The sequence below is a fragment of the Lysobacter sp. TAB13 genome, assembly GCF_052113885.1.
In the GTDB taxonomy this organism is placed as follows: domain Bacteria; phylum Pseudomonadota; class Gammaproteobacteria; order Xanthomonadales; family Xanthomonadaceae; genus Lysobacter; species Lysobacter gummosus.
The window spans coordinates 41,494-57,358 of record NZ_JBFRDR010000018.1 but is presented as its reverse complement, the minus strand read 5'-3'; the positions used below and the strand labels follow the sequence as shown (position 1 = coordinate 57,358).

15 protein-coding genes are annotated in these 15,865 nt (G+C 68.1%); 7 read left to right on the top strand and 8 right to left on the bottom strand.

The genetic code is table 11. From position 1 onward, the window contains the following. Nucleotides 1-48: 48 nt before the first annotated feature. The 7 genes from lptD to AB4Y92_RS19075 all read left to right on the top strand — a co-directional run bounded on the left by lptD (nt 49) and on the right by AB4Y92_RS19075 (nt 8,010). Nucleotides 49-2,613 carry an LPS assembly protein LptD gene (gene lptD, locus AB4Y92_RS19105; protein ID WP_441821094.1) on the top strand — a complete coding sequence of 855 codons (2,565 nt, stop codon included), beginning with the start codon at nt 49-51 and terminating at the stop codon, nt 2,611-2,613. After that, a complete protein-coding gene (locus AB4Y92_RS19100; protein ID WP_215058944.1) occupies nt 2,610-3,974 on the top strand; it encodes a peptidylprolyl isomerase in 1,365 nt (454 codons plus the stop codon). The genes lptD and AB4Y92_RS19100 overlap by 4 nt, the downstream gene beginning before the upstream one ends. A gap of 1 nt (nt 3,975) precedes the next feature. Continuing rightward, nucleotides 3,976-4,965 (top strand): 4-hydroxythreonine-4-phosphate dehydrogenase PdxA, encoded by a 990-nt coding sequence (gene pdxA, locus AB4Y92_RS19095; protein ID WP_441821093.1) that lies wholly within the window; start codon nt 3,976-3,978, stop codon nt 4,963-4,965. Then, nucleotides 4,962-5,798: a 16S rRNA (adenine(1518)-N(6)/adenine(1519)-N(6))-dimethyltransferase RsmA gene (gene rsmA, locus AB4Y92_RS19090; RefSeq protein ID WP_441821092.1), complete on the top strand. Its 837-nt coding sequence runs from the start codon at nt 4,962-4,964 to the stop codon at nt 5,796-5,798. The genes pdxA and rsmA overlap by 4 nt, the downstream gene beginning before the upstream one ends. 244 nt (nt 5,799-6,042) lie before the next feature. Beyond that, nucleotides 6,043-6,426, top strand: coding sequence for a Co2+/Mg2+ efflux protein ApaG (apaG, locus tag AB4Y92_RS19085; RefSeq protein WP_057943971.1), 384 nt, complete (start codon nt 6,043-6,045; stop codon nt 6,424-6,426). Between the two features lie 13 nt (nt 6,427-6,439). Beyond that, nucleotides 6,440-7,309, top strand: a complete 870-nt coding sequence (locus AB4Y92_RS19080; protein ID WP_441821091.1) for a symmetrical bis(5'-nucleosyl)-tetraphosphatase — start codon at nt 6,440-6,442, stop codon at nt 7,307-7,309. Nucleotides 7,310-7,320: 11 nt separating this feature from the next. Further along, nucleotides 7,321-8,010 carry a DUF1287 domain-containing protein gene (locus tag AB4Y92_RS19075; RefSeq protein WP_441821090.1) on the top strand — a complete coding sequence of 230 codons (690 nt, stop codon included), beginning with the start codon at nt 7,321-7,323 and terminating at the stop codon, nt 8,008-8,010. Nucleotides 8,011-8,168: 158 nt separating this feature from the next. Here AB4Y92_RS19075 and AB4Y92_RS19070 read toward each other — a convergent pair whose 3' ends face one another. From AB4Y92_RS19070 to AB4Y92_RS19035, 8 genes are all read right to left on the bottom strand, one after another. Beyond that, nucleotides 8,169-10,121: an acyl-CoA synthetase gene (locus AB4Y92_RS19070; RefSeq protein WP_441821089.1), complete on the bottom strand. Its 1,953-nt coding sequence runs from the start codon at nt 10,119-10,121 to the stop codon at nt 8,169-8,171. A gap of 127 nt (nt 10,122-10,248) precedes the next feature. Beyond that, a complete protein-coding gene (locus AB4Y92_RS19065) occupies nt 10,249-10,755 on the bottom strand; it encodes a dihydrofolate reductase (RefSeq protein ID WP_441821088.1) in 507 nt (168 codons plus the stop codon). Nucleotides 10,756-10,801: 46 nt separating this feature from the next. Beyond that, on the bottom strand, nt 10,802-11,467 hold the full coding sequence (locus AB4Y92_RS19060) for a hypothetical protein (protein WP_441821087.1): 666 nt from the start codon (nt 11,465-11,467) through the stop codon (nt 10,802-10,804). 10 nt (nt 11,468-11,477) lie between these two features. Further along, entirely contained in the window at nt 11,478-12,272 is a 795-nt protein-coding gene (locus AB4Y92_RS19055) for a thymidylate synthase (protein ID WP_441821086.1), read from the bottom strand. 3 nt (nt 12,273-12,275) lie between these two features. Further along, nucleotides 12,276-13,175: a prolipoprotein diacylglyceryl transferase gene (lgt, locus tag AB4Y92_RS19050; protein ID WP_441821085.1), complete on the bottom strand. Its 900-nt coding sequence runs from the start codon at nt 13,173-13,175 to the stop codon at nt 12,276-12,278. A gap of 266 nt (nt 13,176-13,441) precedes the next feature. Further along, complete coding sequence (locus tag AB4Y92_RS19045) at nt 13,442-13,936, bottom strand: TPM domain-containing protein (protein ID WP_441821084.1); 495 nt, start codon at nt 13,934-13,936, stop codon at nt 13,442-13,444. Further along, nucleotides 13,936-14,724 (bottom strand): TPM domain-containing protein, encoded by a 789-nt coding sequence (locus AB4Y92_RS19040; protein WP_441821138.1) that lies wholly within the window; start codon nt 14,722-14,724, stop codon nt 13,936-13,938. Before AB4Y92_RS19040 ends, AB4Y92_RS19045 begins: the two co-directional genes overlap by 1 nt. 214 nt (nt 14,725-14,938) lie before the next feature. Then, nucleotides 14,939-15,562 (bottom strand): LemA family protein, encoded by a 624-nt coding sequence (locus tag AB4Y92_RS19035; RefSeq protein ID WP_441821083.1) that lies wholly within the window; start codon nt 15,560-15,562, stop codon nt 14,939-14,941. Nucleotides 15,563-15,865 lie beyond the last annotated feature (303 nt).

Below are 15,865 nucleotides of genomic sequence, written 5' to 3'. Positions count from 1 at the left end.
AAGGGATACGGCAATCTAACGGCCGTTTTCCGTCTGCCGGATGCTCGCGTGCGCAAACCCCTCCGCCTGCTCCCGTTGTCGTTGTGCATCGCCATCGCTCTGCCCGCTTACGCGGCGGACGACAACGAGAATTGGGGGCTGTGCCCGCTGATCGACGCGGTGCCGTCCTTCGACGACGCCCCCGCCCCCACCGGCACCGCCGACCAGCGCGCCGCCCAGCCGACCGACATCGACGGCGGCACCCTGCAGCGCGGCAGCGACGAGCAGAACATCGTGGTCCAGGACAACGTCCGGCTCAGCCGCGGCGACCAGTTCCTGGGCACCGACAAGCTCAGCTACAACCAGGAATCGGGCAAGTACACGGCCGAAGGCCACGTGCGCTACCAGGATTCCAGCATGCGCCTGGTGGCCGAGCACGCCGAGGGCGACCAGAACGCCGATCAGCACCGCATCGACGACGTCGAGTACCAGCTGACCTCGCGCCGCGGCAACGGCGGCGCCGAGCGCATCGACTTGAACGGCGCCAAGGGCGCTCTGCACGGCTCGACCTATTCCACCTGCGCGCCGAACCAGCGCGTGTGGGAGCTGCGCGCGCACCGCATCGACCTGAACACCGACGAAGGCATGGGCGTGGCCCACAACGCGGTGCTGCGCATCGGCAAGGTGCCGGTGCTGTACGTGCCGTGGCTGATGTTCCCCATCGACGACCGCCGCCGCACCGGCCTGCTGTTCCCGAACATCGGCGTGTCGGGCAAGAACGGCTTCGACTGGCGCCAGCCGATCTACCTCAACCTGGCGCCGAACTACGACGCGACCTTGTTCCCGCGCTACATGAGCAAGCGCGGCGTGGCGATGGGCGGCGAGTTCCGCTGGCTGTACGAGCGCGGCTCCGGCGAGGTCTCGGGCAACTGGATGCCCAACGACGACCTGCCCAGCAACGACCGCAACCGCTACACCGATTACCGCCGCGGCGGCCCGGAGCTGTTCCCGATTCCGAAGGACCGTCTGCCGGAGAAGAACCGCGGCGAGTTCGCGCTCAAGACCACCCACCGCCTGGACGGCACCTGGTACGCCGCCGCCAACCTGGCCTGGGTCAGCGACAAGTACTACCTGCAGGATTTCAGCAACAGCCTGTACGGCCAGTCGGCGATCTCGCTGCGCAGCGAAGTGGGCATCTACGGCCGCGGCCGCTATTGGGACGCCAGCTTCACCGCCGACCACAACCAGCTGGCCGACTTCACCCTGCAGGAAAACTCGCTGGCCTACGACCGCCTGCCGCGCGCGACCTTCCATTGGGCGCAGCCGTGGAACAAGTGGGTCGAGACCGGCGTGGACACCGAGGCCGTGCGCTTCCAGCACGAGGACATGAAGTTCACTCCGGGCGATACCAGTCCCGGCGTTCCGACGAGTCTGCGGCGGGCGATTCCCGGCGGCAGCCGCTTCGACATCAAGCCTTACGTCAGCCTCCCGCTGGAAGGCGCGGCCTGGTTCATCCGGCCCAAGCTGGCCTGGCGCTATACCGCTTACGAGCTGGAAGGCGACCTGGCCCAGCAGATGGCCGACCAGCAAGCCGACGCCTTCGTCCTCGCCAGCAACGGCACGGTGACCAAGACGCCGGAACTGGTGCGCAGCTTCTACAACAAGTCGCCCACCCGCAGCCTGCCGATCACCTCGATCGACGCCGGCCTGTACTTCGATCGCGAGACCGAAATCCGCGGCGACAGCTACATCCACACCCTGGAACCGCGCGTGTTCTACCTGCGTGCGCCCTACCGCGACCAGAACGGCATTCCGCTGTTCGACACCAACCCGATGTCGTTCAGCTGGGGCGCGCTGTTCCGCGACAACCGCTACTCCGGCGCCGATCGCCAGACCGACGCCAACCAGCTGACCACCGCGCTGACCACCCGCCTGATCAATTCCGAGGACGGCCGCGAGCGCCTGGCCGCCAGCATCGGCCAGATCCAGTACTTCGACGACATCCGCACCGTGATCGGCGCGGAAACCCCGATCAAGCAGGGCAAGTCGGCCTGGGTGGCCGACGTCAGCGTCTCGCCCAGCGACCGCTGGACCATCAACGCCACCTACCAGTGGGATCCGCGCCTGCGCAGCGAGGACGTGGCCACCTTCCGCGCCCGCTACCTGTTCCGCGATACCGGCGTGGTCAACTTCGCCTACCGCTACCGCCGCAACCTCAGCGCCGCCCTGGATGCCCCGCGCGACGTGCGCGACCAGTACGAGCAGGCCGACTTCTCCTTCCTGTACCCGATCAACAACAACTGGAGCGTGGTCGGCCGCTATTACTACTCGATCAAGGACAAGCGTCCGCTCGAGCAGATCGGCGGCGTGCAGTGGGAAAGCTGCTGCCTGGCGGTGCGCCTGATCGCCCGCCGCTACCAGCGCAACCGCTCCGAAGACCTCAACAGCTCGCTTCAGGTGGAGTTCGAGCTCAAGGGCCTAGGCTCGGCCGGCCAGAACACGGAGCGCGTTTTGCGCCGTGCTATTCTCGGCTATAACCGCGACGACCTGTATCTGGCGCCGCCGTCTCCCACGGTCAGCCGCCAAAACCGCGGCAACGACGCCGACGACTCGACCCTCGACCCGACCCTATGAACAAACGTTTCGCGAGCCCGCTGTTCGCTGGTTTCCTTGCCGCTGGCCTGCTGCTGAGCAGCGTCCACGCCCAGGACAAGCAGCCGATCGACCGTATCGCCGCAGTGGTGGACGAGGACGTCATCCTCAAGACCGAGCTCGATCGCGCCGTCGCCAATATCCTCACCCAGTACGCCGGCCGCAGCGAGCAGCTGCCGCCGCGCGACGTGCTCGAGCGGCAGGTGCTCGAACGCCTGATCCTGCTCAAGATCCAGGTCGCCCAGGCCCAGGGCACCGGCGTGCGCGTGACCGATCAGGAAGTCGATCAGGCCATCGGCAGCATCGCCCAGTCCAACAAGCTCAGCATCGACCAGCTGCGCCAGCAGCTGGCCCGCGACGGCAGTTCCTACACCGACTTCCGCACCTCGATCCGCGATGAACTGCTGGTCCAGCGCCTGCGTCAGCGTTTCGCCCAGACCCGCGTCTCGGTCAGCGACGCGGAAATCGACGCGGCCCTGAAGGCGCAGGCCAACACCGGCACCCAGTACCACCTCGCCCACATCCTGATCGCCCTGCCCGAAGGCGCCACGCCCGAGCAGATCACCACGGCGCAGAAGAAGGTCGATGGCGTGAAGACCCTGATCGCCAAGGGCGAGATGGACTTCAACGCCGCCGCGGTGCGCTACTCCGACAGCCCCAACGCGCTGGAAGGCGGCGACCTGGGCTGGCGCAGCCTCGACGAAATCCCGGCCGCGTTCGGCGAGATGATGAAGTCGATGAAGGCCGGCGAAGTCACCGACCCGATCCGCGGCCCCAGCGGCTTCCAGCTGCTCAAGCTGGTCGAAGTGCGCGACGCCTCGCAGTCGGGCCCGCAGATGGTCACCCAGTACCACGCCCGCCACGTCCTGGTGCGCATCAACGACACCACCACCGAAGCTCAGGCCAAGGCCAAGGCCGAGACACTGCGCGCGCGCATCGCCGGCGGCGCCAAGTTCGAGGACGTGGTCAAGGAAAGCTCGGAAGACCTGGGCACCCAGGGCAAGGGCGGCGATCTGGGCTGGTTCACCCAGGACGAGTTCGGTCCCGAGTTCGGCGGCGCGGTCGCCGCGCTGACCGACAACGAAGTCTCGCAGCCGATCCACACCACCGCCGGTTACCACATCGTCCAGCGCCTGGGCACGCGTCAGAGCGACGTCGCCGACCAGAGCAAGCGCGCCCAGGTCCAGGAGACCATCGGCCGGCGCAAGCTGGAAGAGGAATGGAACCGCTTCCTGCGCGAGAAGCGCGGCGAAGCCTACGTGGACTTCCGCGTCGGCAAGGCCGCCGACGCCAGCCAGCCCGGCACCGAGACCACCGTTCCGGCCAAACCGGCCGGCGGCTGATATGACCCCGCCCCGGCTCGCGCTGGTGCCGGGCGAGCCGGCCGGCGTCGGGCCGGAGCTGTGCGTGCGGCTGCTGCAGCAGCCGCGCGATTACGATCTGATCGGTTTCGCCGATCCGCGCAGCCTGCGCGCCGCCGCCGACGCGCTCGGCCTGCCCCTGACCCTGTTGCCGCCCGATCGCCCCTCACGGGCACCCGGCGAGCTGGCCCTGGTCGAAATCCCCAATCCCGTCCTGCCGGCCTTCGGCACGCCCGAGCCTGCCAATGCCGCGGCGGTGATCCAGGCGCTGCTGGACGGCGCTCAGGGCTGCCTGGATGGGCGCTTCGAGGGCTTAGTCACCGGCCCCGTGCACAAGGCCGTGATCAACGACGGCGGCATCGCCTACACCGGCACCACCGAGCTGCTGGCCCGCCAGGCCGGACGCGAGGTGGTGATGATGCTGGCCAACGACATCGTCCGGGTCGGCCTGGCCACCACCCACCTGCCGCTGCGCGCGGTCGCCGACGCGATCGAACCGGTCTCGCTGGGCCGCACCCTGCGCACCGTCGCCGCCGCCCTGCGCGGCGACTTCGGCATCGACCGGCCGCGCATCGCCGTGCTCGGCCTGAACCCGCACGCCGGCGAAGCCGGGCACCTGGGCATGGAAGAGATCGAGGTGATCGAACCGGTCCTGGCCGCCCTGCGCCTGGAGGGCCTGGACCTGATCGGCCCGCTGCCGGCCGACACCGCCTTCCTGCCGGCCAAGCTGCGCGGCTTTGACGCGGTGGTGGCGATGTATCACGACCAGGGCCTGCCGGTGCTTAAGTACAGCGGCTTCGAACGCGCCGTGAACCTCACCCTGGGGCTACCCTACCCGCGCGTGGCGGTCGATCACGGCACCGCGCTGGACCTCGCCGGCCGCGGCCTGGCCGACCCGTCCAGCCTGATCGCCGCCGCCCAGACCTGCGCGCAGATCGCGCGCACCCGCCGCTCATCCGGAGCCACGCCATGACCGGCACCGCCAAGACCCACGCCAAAGGCTTCAAGCCCGAGGCCAAGAAACACCTGGGCCAGCACTTCCTGCACGACCAGGGGATCATTTCGATGATCGTCCACGCCGTGGACCCCAAACCCGGCGACCGCCTGGTCGAGATCGGCCCCGGCCAGGGCGCGATCACCTTCCCGCTGCTGGACCGCCACGGCGAGCTGACCGTGATCGAGTTCGACCGCGACCTGATCTTCCCGCTCACCGACGGCGCGCGCGCCCACGGCACCCTGGAAGTGATCCATCGCGACGTGCTGACCGTGGACTTCACCTCGCTGGCCAACGAAAGCCGGATCCGTCTGGTCGGCAACCTGCCCTACAACCTGTCCTCGCCGATCCTGTTCCATGCGCTGGACCATGCCGCGGCGATCCGCGACATGCACTTCATGCTGCAGAAGGAAGTGGTCGATCGCATGGCCGCCGGCCCCGGCAGCAAGGTCTACGGACGGCTAAGCGTGATGCTGCAGGCCTACTGCCAGGTGATCGCCTTGTTCGACGTCCCGCCGGCCGCGTTCCGTCCGCCGCCGAAGGTGGATTCGGCGGTGGTGCGGATGATTCCGCATGCGCCGGACAAGATCGGCATCGACGACCGCGCCTTGTTCGCGCGCGTGGTCCGCGACGCCTTCGGCCAGCGTCGCAAGACCCTGCGCAACGCGCTGTCGCAGATTTGCGAAGGCGTATCGATCGAAGCCGCCGGCCTGCGTCCGGACGCGCGCGCCGAGCAGATCGAAGTCGCCGACTTCGTGCGCCTGAGCAATTGGCTCAAGGCGAACGGGTCGATCGAGCCGGAGACTGTGTGAGCCGGCTGAGTTGGCTCAAGGCGAACGGTGCGATCGAGCCGGAGCAACGCTAGCCCGCGCGAAGTTCGCGCCGTCGGCCTCGGTTTCCGCTTTCGAAAAAAGCGCGGCCGCGCCCGTCGGCGCGAGCATGCGGCCGGCGCGCGACGCGGTCACTGCGGTCCGACCTGCCTGGCCTTTTCGCCGCGCCAACCGTTATTTTCCGGACTCATTCCCGCTTCATGCCCGCTTTGCTTAAACTGCCGCTATGAACCCCCCGCCCGACTACGTCTTCGACATCGACGTCGCCACCCGTTACTTGGACGACCAATCCGAGCCGGAGCAGGACCGCTATGTCTTCGCCTACACCATCCACATCCGCAACGCCGGCAAGATCCCCGCGCGTCTGATCTCGCGCCACTGGGTCATCACCGACGCCAACGGCAAGGTGCAGGAAGTGCGCGGCGACGGCGTCGTCGGCGAACAACCGTGGCTGCGCCCGGGCGACGATTACGAATACACCTCCGGTGCCGTGCTGGAAACCAGCCTGGGAACGATGGAAGGCAGCTACGCGATGGTGGCCGACGACGGCACCCAGTTCGAGGCGCCGGTTCCGACGTTCACGCTCACCATTCCGCGCACCCTGCATTGAGCGCGGACCGGGTATGAGCGTTTGGGCAATAGGCGACCTGCAAGGCTGTTACGACGCCACCCAGCGGCTGCTTGAGCGGATCGCGTTCGATCCGGCGCGCGACCAGCTGTGGTTCTGCGGCGATCTGGTCAACCGCGGCGGGCAATCGCTGGAAACCTTGCGGCTGGTGCATTCGTTGCGCGAGAACAGCGTGACCGTGCTGGGCAATCACGATCTGTCGCTGCTGGCGATCGGCCAGCGCACCGAGGAAGAAAAGCGCAAGGTCAATCCGGACCTGCAGCGCATCGTGCTGGCCGAAGACGGGCCGATGCTGCTCGACTGGCTGCGCATGCAGAAGCTGGTGCACACCGACCGCAAGCTCGGCTGGATGATGGTGCACGCCGGCCTGGCGCCGAAGTGGACCACCGCCATGGCCGAGCGCCATGCGCGCGAGATCGAAGAGCGTCTGCACAGCGATCAATACCGCCGCCTGCTCAAGAACATGTACGGCGATCGCCCGGCCTGGAATCCCAAGCTCGCCGGCATCGACCGCCACCGCGCGATCATCAACATATTCACCCGCCTGCGCTATTGCACGCCGCGCGGCCGCATCGCCTTCGAAGACAAGGGCAGCCCCGGCACCCAGCCGGTCGGTCTGTACCCGTGGTACGAAGTGCCCGGCCGGGTCGAGCGCGATCTGAAAATCGTCTGCGGGCATTGGTCCACCCTGGGCTTGTTCATCGGCCACGGCGTGCACGCCATCGACACCGGCGCGGTCTGGGGCGGCAAGCTCACCGCTCTGCAGCTCGACACCGACGAACTGCGGCTGGTGCAGGTGCCGGGCCGCGACGTGCCCGCGCATCCGCCGCGCCCGCGGCCACCGCGCCCGACGCCGGCGCCCTGAGAGAACAGCGCATGCGCCACGGATGGCCGCGACTTCGCCTGACCCTCGTTTTCACCGTGGCGCTGGCCGCGGCCGCGTGCTCGCGCGCGCCGCAGGAACCGGCGAAGCCCGATAGCGGCGCACGCGTGTGGCCGCAACCGGCGCCGGGCGAAACCGCGCCTTCGCCGCCGCTGGTCGCCGCCGCGCGCGCGCAGATCGGCGTCACCCGCTACTACGATCCGGCCTATGTGCAACTGGCCTATCCCGGCGGCGATGTCGCCGGCGACCGCGGCGTATGCACCGACGTGGTGATCCGCGCGCTGCGCACGCAGGGCCTGGATCTGCAGCAGGCCGTGCACGAAGACATGCGCGCCAACTTCGCCAGTTACCCGACCCTCTGGCGCGCCAGCGCCACCGACCGCAACATCGATCACCGCCGCGTGCCGAACCTGCGTCGCTGGTTCGAACGCCAGCGATGGACGCAGCCGGTCAGCGACAGCGCCGCCGACTATCGGCCCGGCGATCTGGTGACCTGGGAACTGCGCAGCGGCGTGCCGCATATCGGCATCGTCTCCGACCGCAAATCCTGGGATCGCCGGCGGCCGCTGATGCTGCACAACATCGCGCGCGGCACGCAGGAAGACGATGTGTTGTTCGATTACCCGATCACCGGGCATTACCGGCCGGTGTTGCGGAGCGGCGAGGCGACCGCGGCGCGTTGAATCCGGCCCAACGGGCTTCGGCACTAGGTCTTTTGTGGGAGGCCTTTTGTAGGAGGTCTTTTGTGGGAGGGGCTTCAGCCCCGATGCTTTTCGATCCGATATCGCGATCTGACAGAAAAGCATCGGGGCTGAAGCCCCTCCTACAAAAGACCTCGCGGTCAGTCATCGGCTGCATGCAGTTCAAACGCGAACGCAAACAAGCCGAGGATCCTGGCGGCGGCATCGGCTTGGGCAAGATCGCGCAGACGCACATCCACCACCACGCCGCGCGATCCGTCTTCGCGCGCGCTCACCCGCGGCGCGTCCACCCCGCCTTCGCGCAAGGCCTGGGCCAAGGCATCGGCGATCTCGCGCTGCTTCAACGCCGGCTTGTAGATCTTGCCGACCGGCGTCAGCGGCAAGGCTTCGACAATGTGGATCGCGCGCGGCACCGCCGCGCGTTCGGCCACGTGCTCGCGCGCGAACGCCAGCAACTCGTCCTCGCTCGCGCTGGCGCCGGCCTGCAATTGCACATAGGCCACCGGCACCTCGCCGGCGTGCGCGTCCGGGCGCCCGACCGCGGCCGCCATCGCCACCGCCGGATGCCGGTGCAACGGCGCTTCGATCGACGCCGGGTCGATGTTGTGGCCGCCGCGGATGATCAGATCCTTGCGCCGGCCGGTCAGCCAGAAATATCCGTCGGTGTCCTGACGGCCCAGGTCGCCGGTGTTGAGCCAGCGCCGGCCGTCGCCGCAGTCGATCCACAAGCCCTGGTTCTGCGCATCGAGTTTGTAACCGACGAATACGTTCGGCCCGCTGATGGCGATGATGCCGACCTCATCGACCGCGCAATCGCGCACGTAAGCGCCGCCGTCATCCAGCACCACCGGCTTCATCGCCTGCCCGGGCAGGCGCAGGCCGATCGAGCCGATGCGGCGTTCGCCCATCGGCGGATTGAGACTGCTCACGCAGGCCGTTTCGGTCAAGCCGTAGCCTTCCAGAATCTTCAGACCGGTGCGTTCCTGAAAGCCGCGGATGACTTCCACCGGCATCGGCGACGCGCCGCACAGGCCGTATTCCAGCGACGATACGTCGCGTCCGGCCACCGGCACCTGCATCAGCGCGGCGTACAAGGTCGGCACGCCGCTGAAGAAATGGATGCGGTGGCGTTCGACCAGTTCCCAGAAACGCGGCACCACGCCCTCGCCGCGATAACCCTGCGGCGTGCCCAGGATCACGTGCGCGCCGCGCGCGAACGGCATCAGGCCGGTCGCCATCGCCGCGTTGACGTGAAACAGCGGCAACCCGCAGAACAGGTTCTTGTTCGATCCCATGTCGTCGCCGAAGAACTGCCCCGCGCTCCAGGCGTTGGCGACTTCGTTACCGTGGGTGCGCACGGCGATCTTCGGTAGCCCGGTGGTGCCGCCGGTGCAGAAATACGACGAACGATCGCCCGGCTCGATGCGCCGGCCGCTGTCGAGGCTGTCGCCGTTGCGGCCGCGCAGCGCGCGCTGGAAATCGTGGATCTCGATCTGCGCCGGCACCGCGCCGCGCAAGCCGCTCCAGCCGTGCAGGCGCCAGCGTTCGCGGCGGCCGAGCAGGCGCGCGGCGATGCGCCTGGGCCCGGGCACGTGTTCGGCCAGATCGACCAGCAGCAGATGACGCAGCGTGCTCGCCGCCGGCAGCGCCTTGCACACGCGCGGCCACAGGTCCACGCCGGGAAACGGCGCCAGCGTGACCAGGATCGTCGCCCCGGCCTCGGCCAGCAGCGCACCGATCGCCGCGGCGTCGAGCAGCGGATTGATCGCCATGACGATGCCGGCGGCCTCGCCGCCCCACAGAGTGAGGTGGGTCTCGGGCAGGTTCGGCAGGACGTAGGCGATCACCGTGTCCTTGTCGGCGCCAAGCGCATGGAACGCGTTGGCGCTGCGATGGATGCGCTGCAGGAACTCGGCGTAGCTCCAGCGCTCGGCGCGGGCGTGGTCGGCGGTGCGCAGGAAGAACGACAGCGCCGGCGCGTTCGGATCGATCGCCGCGCCGCGGCGGATCATCTCCAGCGTGCTCGACGGCAGCGCCGGCGGGCCCGCGCTTTCCAAAGCTTCGATGTCGCGTAAGGAACCGATCCCGCTCATGCGTCGTCTCCCTCGTGCGAGCGGTAATCGGGCCCGCCGCGCTCGCGTCTGCCTCCACTGTGCCGCAATCGCCGCGGCCGGATCGCAACGGCTTTCAAGCTTCGCCGACGCCGACCGGCTGCGGCGCTCAGTCCATGCCGACCCGCGCGTAGTCGATGAACTCGAACGCGAATTCGTTGCGCTCATCGGCCGCGTGCGATTCGCGCGATTGCACGCGCCACTCGCCGCTGTCGAAACGCGGGAAGAAGGCGTCGGCGCCTTCGACTTCGGTGTCCACCCGGGTCAGGTGCATGCGCGAAGCCGAGGGCAGGCACAGTGCATAAATCTCGCCGCCGCCGATCACGCACAACTCCGCGGCGCCGTCGGCCTGGGCCAGTTCCAGCGCGTGTTCGGTCGAACCCACCGCTTCCATGCCCGCAAACGGCACTTCGCCCGAACGCGTCAGCACCAGGTTGCGCCGGCCCGGCAGCGCGCGGCCCAGCGATTGCGCGGTCTTGCGTCCCATCAGCAAGGGCTTGCCCAGGGTCAGCGCCTTGAAACGCTTGAGATCGTCGGACAATCGCCACGGCAAGGCGTTGTCGCGGCCGATGGCGTGCTTGCGGTCGAGTGCGGCGATCAGTACCAAGCGGGTCATAACGGACTCCTGCGCGGCGGCGTCCCCGGCCGGGGACGCGGCGATTTCATTGAGCGGGCTTGAGCGTATCCGACAAGCGTCCACGCGCGGCGAAATCCCAATCGCCGCCGTATTCGACGTCGTCGAGTTTCCAGCGCCCGTCCTCGCGCAGCATCTGCGCGCGGTCTTTCCAGTGCGAGCCGGCGCCGGCTTGCGTGTAGCTCAGTTCGATTTCGAAACTTTCCCGATCCGGGCCCAGCACGCTGCGCTTGCCCAGCTTGAACGCGCTGGCGCCTTCGAACGCGCTGGTGAACAGATCGCCTTCGATGTACGGCGGTTTCAGGCCCGGTTCCTGCGCGATCACCCGGTCGCGTTCGCGCGCCGCCGGCGCCATCAGCGCGAGCAGGCGCTTGGACAGCATCGGCCGGTAACGCGCGAGGTCCTCGCCGACCGGCAAACCGCTGGCCTTCAATTCCAGATGCATGCGGTAGAACGCCTGCGCGGCGTCCGCGGCGCTGTCCCCGACCGGCGCCGGTTCGGCGACGGGCTCGACCCGCACGCCCGGCTCCACCGGCGGTGTCGGCGGCAACACCGCGGCGGGCAGTTGCGCCTCGGCGATAGCCATTTGCGGCGCGATCGACGGGTCTTCGTCCGGATGCATGCAGGCGCTCAGGCACGCGGCCAACATCAGCGCCGTCCAGGCGTTGCGGCGCGGCGACAGCGGCGCCGTCACCACGTCACCGTCAAACCGCTACCGGCGCCTTGATCGCCGGCAAGGGGTCGTAGCCTTCGATGGCGATGTCCTCGAAGCCGAAACCGAAGATGTCGTGCACTTCTGGATTGAGCTTCAAGGTCGGCAGCGCGCGCGGCGTGCGCGAGAGCTGCTCGCGCGCCTGGTCGTAGTGATTCGAATACAGATGCGCGTCGCCGAGGGTATGCACGAAATCGCCGACGCCCAGGCCGCAGACCTGCGCGACCATGTGCGTGAGCAGCGCGTAGCTGGCGATGTTGAACGGCACGCCCAGGAAGATGTCGCCGCTACGCTGATACAGCTGGCAGCTGAGCTTGCCGTTGGCGACATAGAACTGGAACAGCGCGTGGCAGGGCATCAACGCCATCTGCGGCAGGTCGGCGACGTTCCAGGCGCTGACGATCAGGCGGCGGGAATCTGGATTGCGCTTGATCTCATCGATGACCCAACGAATCTGGTCGATCTCCACGCCGTCCGCGCCGGCCCAGCGCCGCCACTGCTTGCCGTAGACCGGACCGAGTTCGCCCTGCGCGTCGGCCCATTCGTCCCAGATGCTGACCTTGTGTTCTTTCAGGTAGGCGGTGTTGGTTTCGCCTTTGAGGAACCACAGCAACTCGTGCACGATCGAGCGCAGATGCAGTTTCTTGGTGGTGACCAACGGGAACCCGGCATTCAGATCGAACCTGAGCTGCCAACCGAAGACACTGCGCGTGCCGGTGCCGGTGCGGTCGGATTTCTCCGCGCCGTGTTCCAGTACGTGCCGAAGCAGATCGAGATATTGCTGCATGGCTCAGCCCTTCGCCGGCGCGGTTTCGGCCGCCGCCACCTGCGGCTGCAGAGTCGGCGAGCGGGTGGACAGCCACAGCCAGAACAGGCCGAGCAGGATCAGCGGCGTGCTCAGCACCTGGCCCATCGTCAACCAGCCGAAGGCCAGATAGCCGTTGTCGCCCAGCTGCGCATCGGGCACGCGCACGAATTCAACCAGGAAGCGGAAGCAGCCGTACAGCAGCGCGAACATGCCCGACACCGCATAGCGCGGACGCGGCTTGCGCGAGAACCACCACAGCACCACGAACATCGTCAGGCCCTCAAGCGCGGCCTGATACAGCTGCGAGGGATGGCGCGCGTAGCGGTCCAGCGCGCCGGCGGCGAACTGGGTCTGCAATTGCTGGCTGGTCCAGTTGGCGAACTCCGGCGCGCGCGGGAAGATCACGCCCCAGCCGCCGTCGGTGGGCTTGCCCCACAACTCGCCGCCGATGTAATTGCCCAGGCGGCCGAAGCCCAACCCCGGCGGCACCAGCGGCGCGACGAAATCCATCACGTCGAAGAAATGCGTGCGATGGCTGCGCGCCCACCACCAGGCCGCGCCCATCACGCCGAGCAGGCCGCCGTGGAAGCTCATGCCGCCTTCCCAGATGCGGAACAGCATCAGCGGGTCTTTCAGCAGTTCGGCGAAGTTGTAGAACAGCACGTAGCCGATGCGGCCGCCGAGCACTACGCCGAGCATGGAATAGAACAGCAGATCGCCGTAGGCCTGCTCGTTGACGCCGGGCAGACGGCCGGCGCGCACGCGCTGCCGCCCCAGCCACCAGGCGGTGACGAACCCGAGCAGATACATGATCCCGTACCAATGGACTTGCAGCGGGCCGAGATTGAGCGCGATCGGATCGATCTGATGCAGGATGGTCATGCGGCGGGACGGCTCGGGGGGCGGATGACCGGCTTATTGTGCCCCAGCCCGCCCGCGTGAGGGATGCCGGTTGCGGTCGCTGAGGCCGGTCGAACGCTGCGTTTCAGCGCAGGTTGCAACGCCGTGCGGTTGCGGTCTGGAACAGGTCGAAAGCCCGAAGTCTTTTGTGGGAGGGGTTTCAGCCCCGATGCTTTCCGGTCCGGCATAGCGATCTGAGACAAAAGCATCGGGGCTGAAGCCCCTCCTACAAAAGACCTCCCGCATTATCAAAGCCGCACCGGCCGATCCGGCAATTCGTTGCCCTCGCCGCCCGCGCCACCGTCCACGCGCGGAAACTGCTCGGCGATGATCTCCGACAAGGCCGCCACGCCGCCCAGCACCGCCGCCTCGGCCTCGCCCGCGGCCAGCGCCTGCTGGATGCTCTCGCACACCGCCAGCCAGCGCTCGTCGCCGACCCGGGTGTCGTAGCCGCGGTCGGCCACGATCTCGATGCGATGGTCGGCCAGCAGCAGATACAACAGCACGCCGTTGTTGGCCGCGGTGTCCCACACGCCCAGATGGGCGAACGCGGCCAGCGCCGCTTCGCGCGCCGGGCGTCCTTCCAGCAGTTCCGCGAAGGTCAGCCGCGATTCCACCGCGAAGCACAGCTGGCCGCTGTGGCGCGCCTCGCCGGCCGCGATCGCCGCGCCGATGCGCCGCATGCTGTCCTCGGGAAACAGCCGCCGCGAGGACGGCGCGAACCAATGCCGGAGCATGCGCATCACCAACTCCCCGAGGCGCCGCCGCCTCCGCTGGAACCGCCGCCGCCCGACCAGCCGCCACCGCCACCGCCACCTCCACCACCCCAGCCGCCGCCGCTGTAGCCGCCCCAACCGCCGCCGCCGACGAACTGCCCGCCACCGCCGCCGAACATGCCGAACAGCAGACCGATCAACCCGGCCAGGCCGATCGCCCACCACGCCAGCGACAGCAGCCAGGCCACGCCGGCCACCAGCACGCCGCTGATCAGCCCGCGCGCCAGCCCCGGCAGGCGGCCGAGCAGGCCGCGCAGGAAACCCGCGCCGAACAGACCGATGAACACCGCCAGCATCCAGTTGTCCTCATCCGGCGCATCGCCGCCGGACTGATCGGCCAGCGGCGGCGGCAAGGGCTCGCCGTCGATCAGCTGGGTCAGCATCGCGCTGGCTTCGCTCAGGCCGCCGGCGTAATCGCCGGTGCGGAATTTGGGGGTGATGTATTCCTGGATGATGCGCCCGGCCTGGGCGTCGGTGATCGCGCCTTCCAGGCCGTAGCCCACTTCGATGCGCACGCGCCGATCGTCTTTGGCGACCACCAGCAGCACGCCGTCGGAGATGCCCTTGCGCCCCAGCTTGAACTGCTCGAACGCGCGCACCGCGTAGCTGTCGATGTCTTCCGGCTGGGTGCTTGCGACCATCAGGATCTGCAGCTGCGCGCCCTTGCGTTGCTGCAAGGCGCGCGCCTGCGCATCGAGCTGAGCGCGCGCATTGGCGTCGAGCGTGCCGGTGGTGTCCACCACCGGCGAATCCATCGCGGGAATCTTCGCGTCGGTCAGCGCGCCGGCGGCGGCGGCCGGCGCCGAGGCATCCGGCGGCGGCTGCAACGCCTGCGCGCCGTTCTGCGCCGAAGCCGGCAGCAGCGGCATCGTCGCCAGCAACGCGGCCACGACCAGACCGGTCAGCCGGCCTCGCAGGCCTCGCATCGCCGCACCCGTCAGTGCCGGGATCGCCGGCATCGCGGCGCGATCAGCCCTTGCCCGGCGCCGGCGGATTGGAGGCCGGCGCAGGCTGCGCGGGCTGGCCGAACTCGACCTTCGGCGCTTCCTGGATCTGTGCCGCGTTCTCGACGGTGAAATTCGGCTTGACTGCGTAACCGAACATCTTCGCGGTGAGGTTGGTCGGGAACTGACGCAGATAAGTGTTGTAGTCCTGCACCGCGGCGATGTAACGCTGACGCTCGACCGTGATCCGGTTTTCGGTGCCTTCCAATTGCGTCTGCAGGCTCAGGAAGCTCTGGTCGGCCTTGAGCTGCGGATAGTTTTCGCTGACCACCAGCAGCCGCCCGATCGCGCCGCGCAACTCGCCCTGGGCCTGTTCGAACTGCTGCAGCGAAGCCGGATCGTTGGCGTTGACGTTGATGCTGCCGACCTTGGCGCGCGCCTCGGTCACCTGAGTCAGCACCTGCTGTTCGTGGCTGGCGTAACCCTTGACCGTCGCGACCAGGTTCGGCACCAGATCGGCACGGCGCTTGTAGACGTTGAGCACCTGCGACCACGCCGCGGTCACCGCCTCGTCTTTCTGCTGGATGGTGTTGTAACCGCAGCCGCTGAGCAGCGCGGTCAAGGCAAGCACGATCAAGGCACGAAACATGGCGCGGCTCTCCAACAGGATGGACGGCCGCATTGCAGCACCGGTTGCGCGGGGGCGCAATGGACGGCGTGTGACGACGCCAAGGGCGCGGCCCACCGAAGCTCACCGTGGAGTCGCGGCGGCCGGCGCGCTCACACCAGGGCTTTAAAGAAGGGCTTTGGATTTTGTGGGAGGGAGCTTCAGCCCCGATGCCTTTCGCTCCGCCGCCGGAATCCTGCCGCGATCTGAGCCGAAAGGCATCGGGGCTGAAGCCCCTCCTACAAAAACAAAAAAAGGCCGGCGATCGCTCGCCGGCCTTTCGCG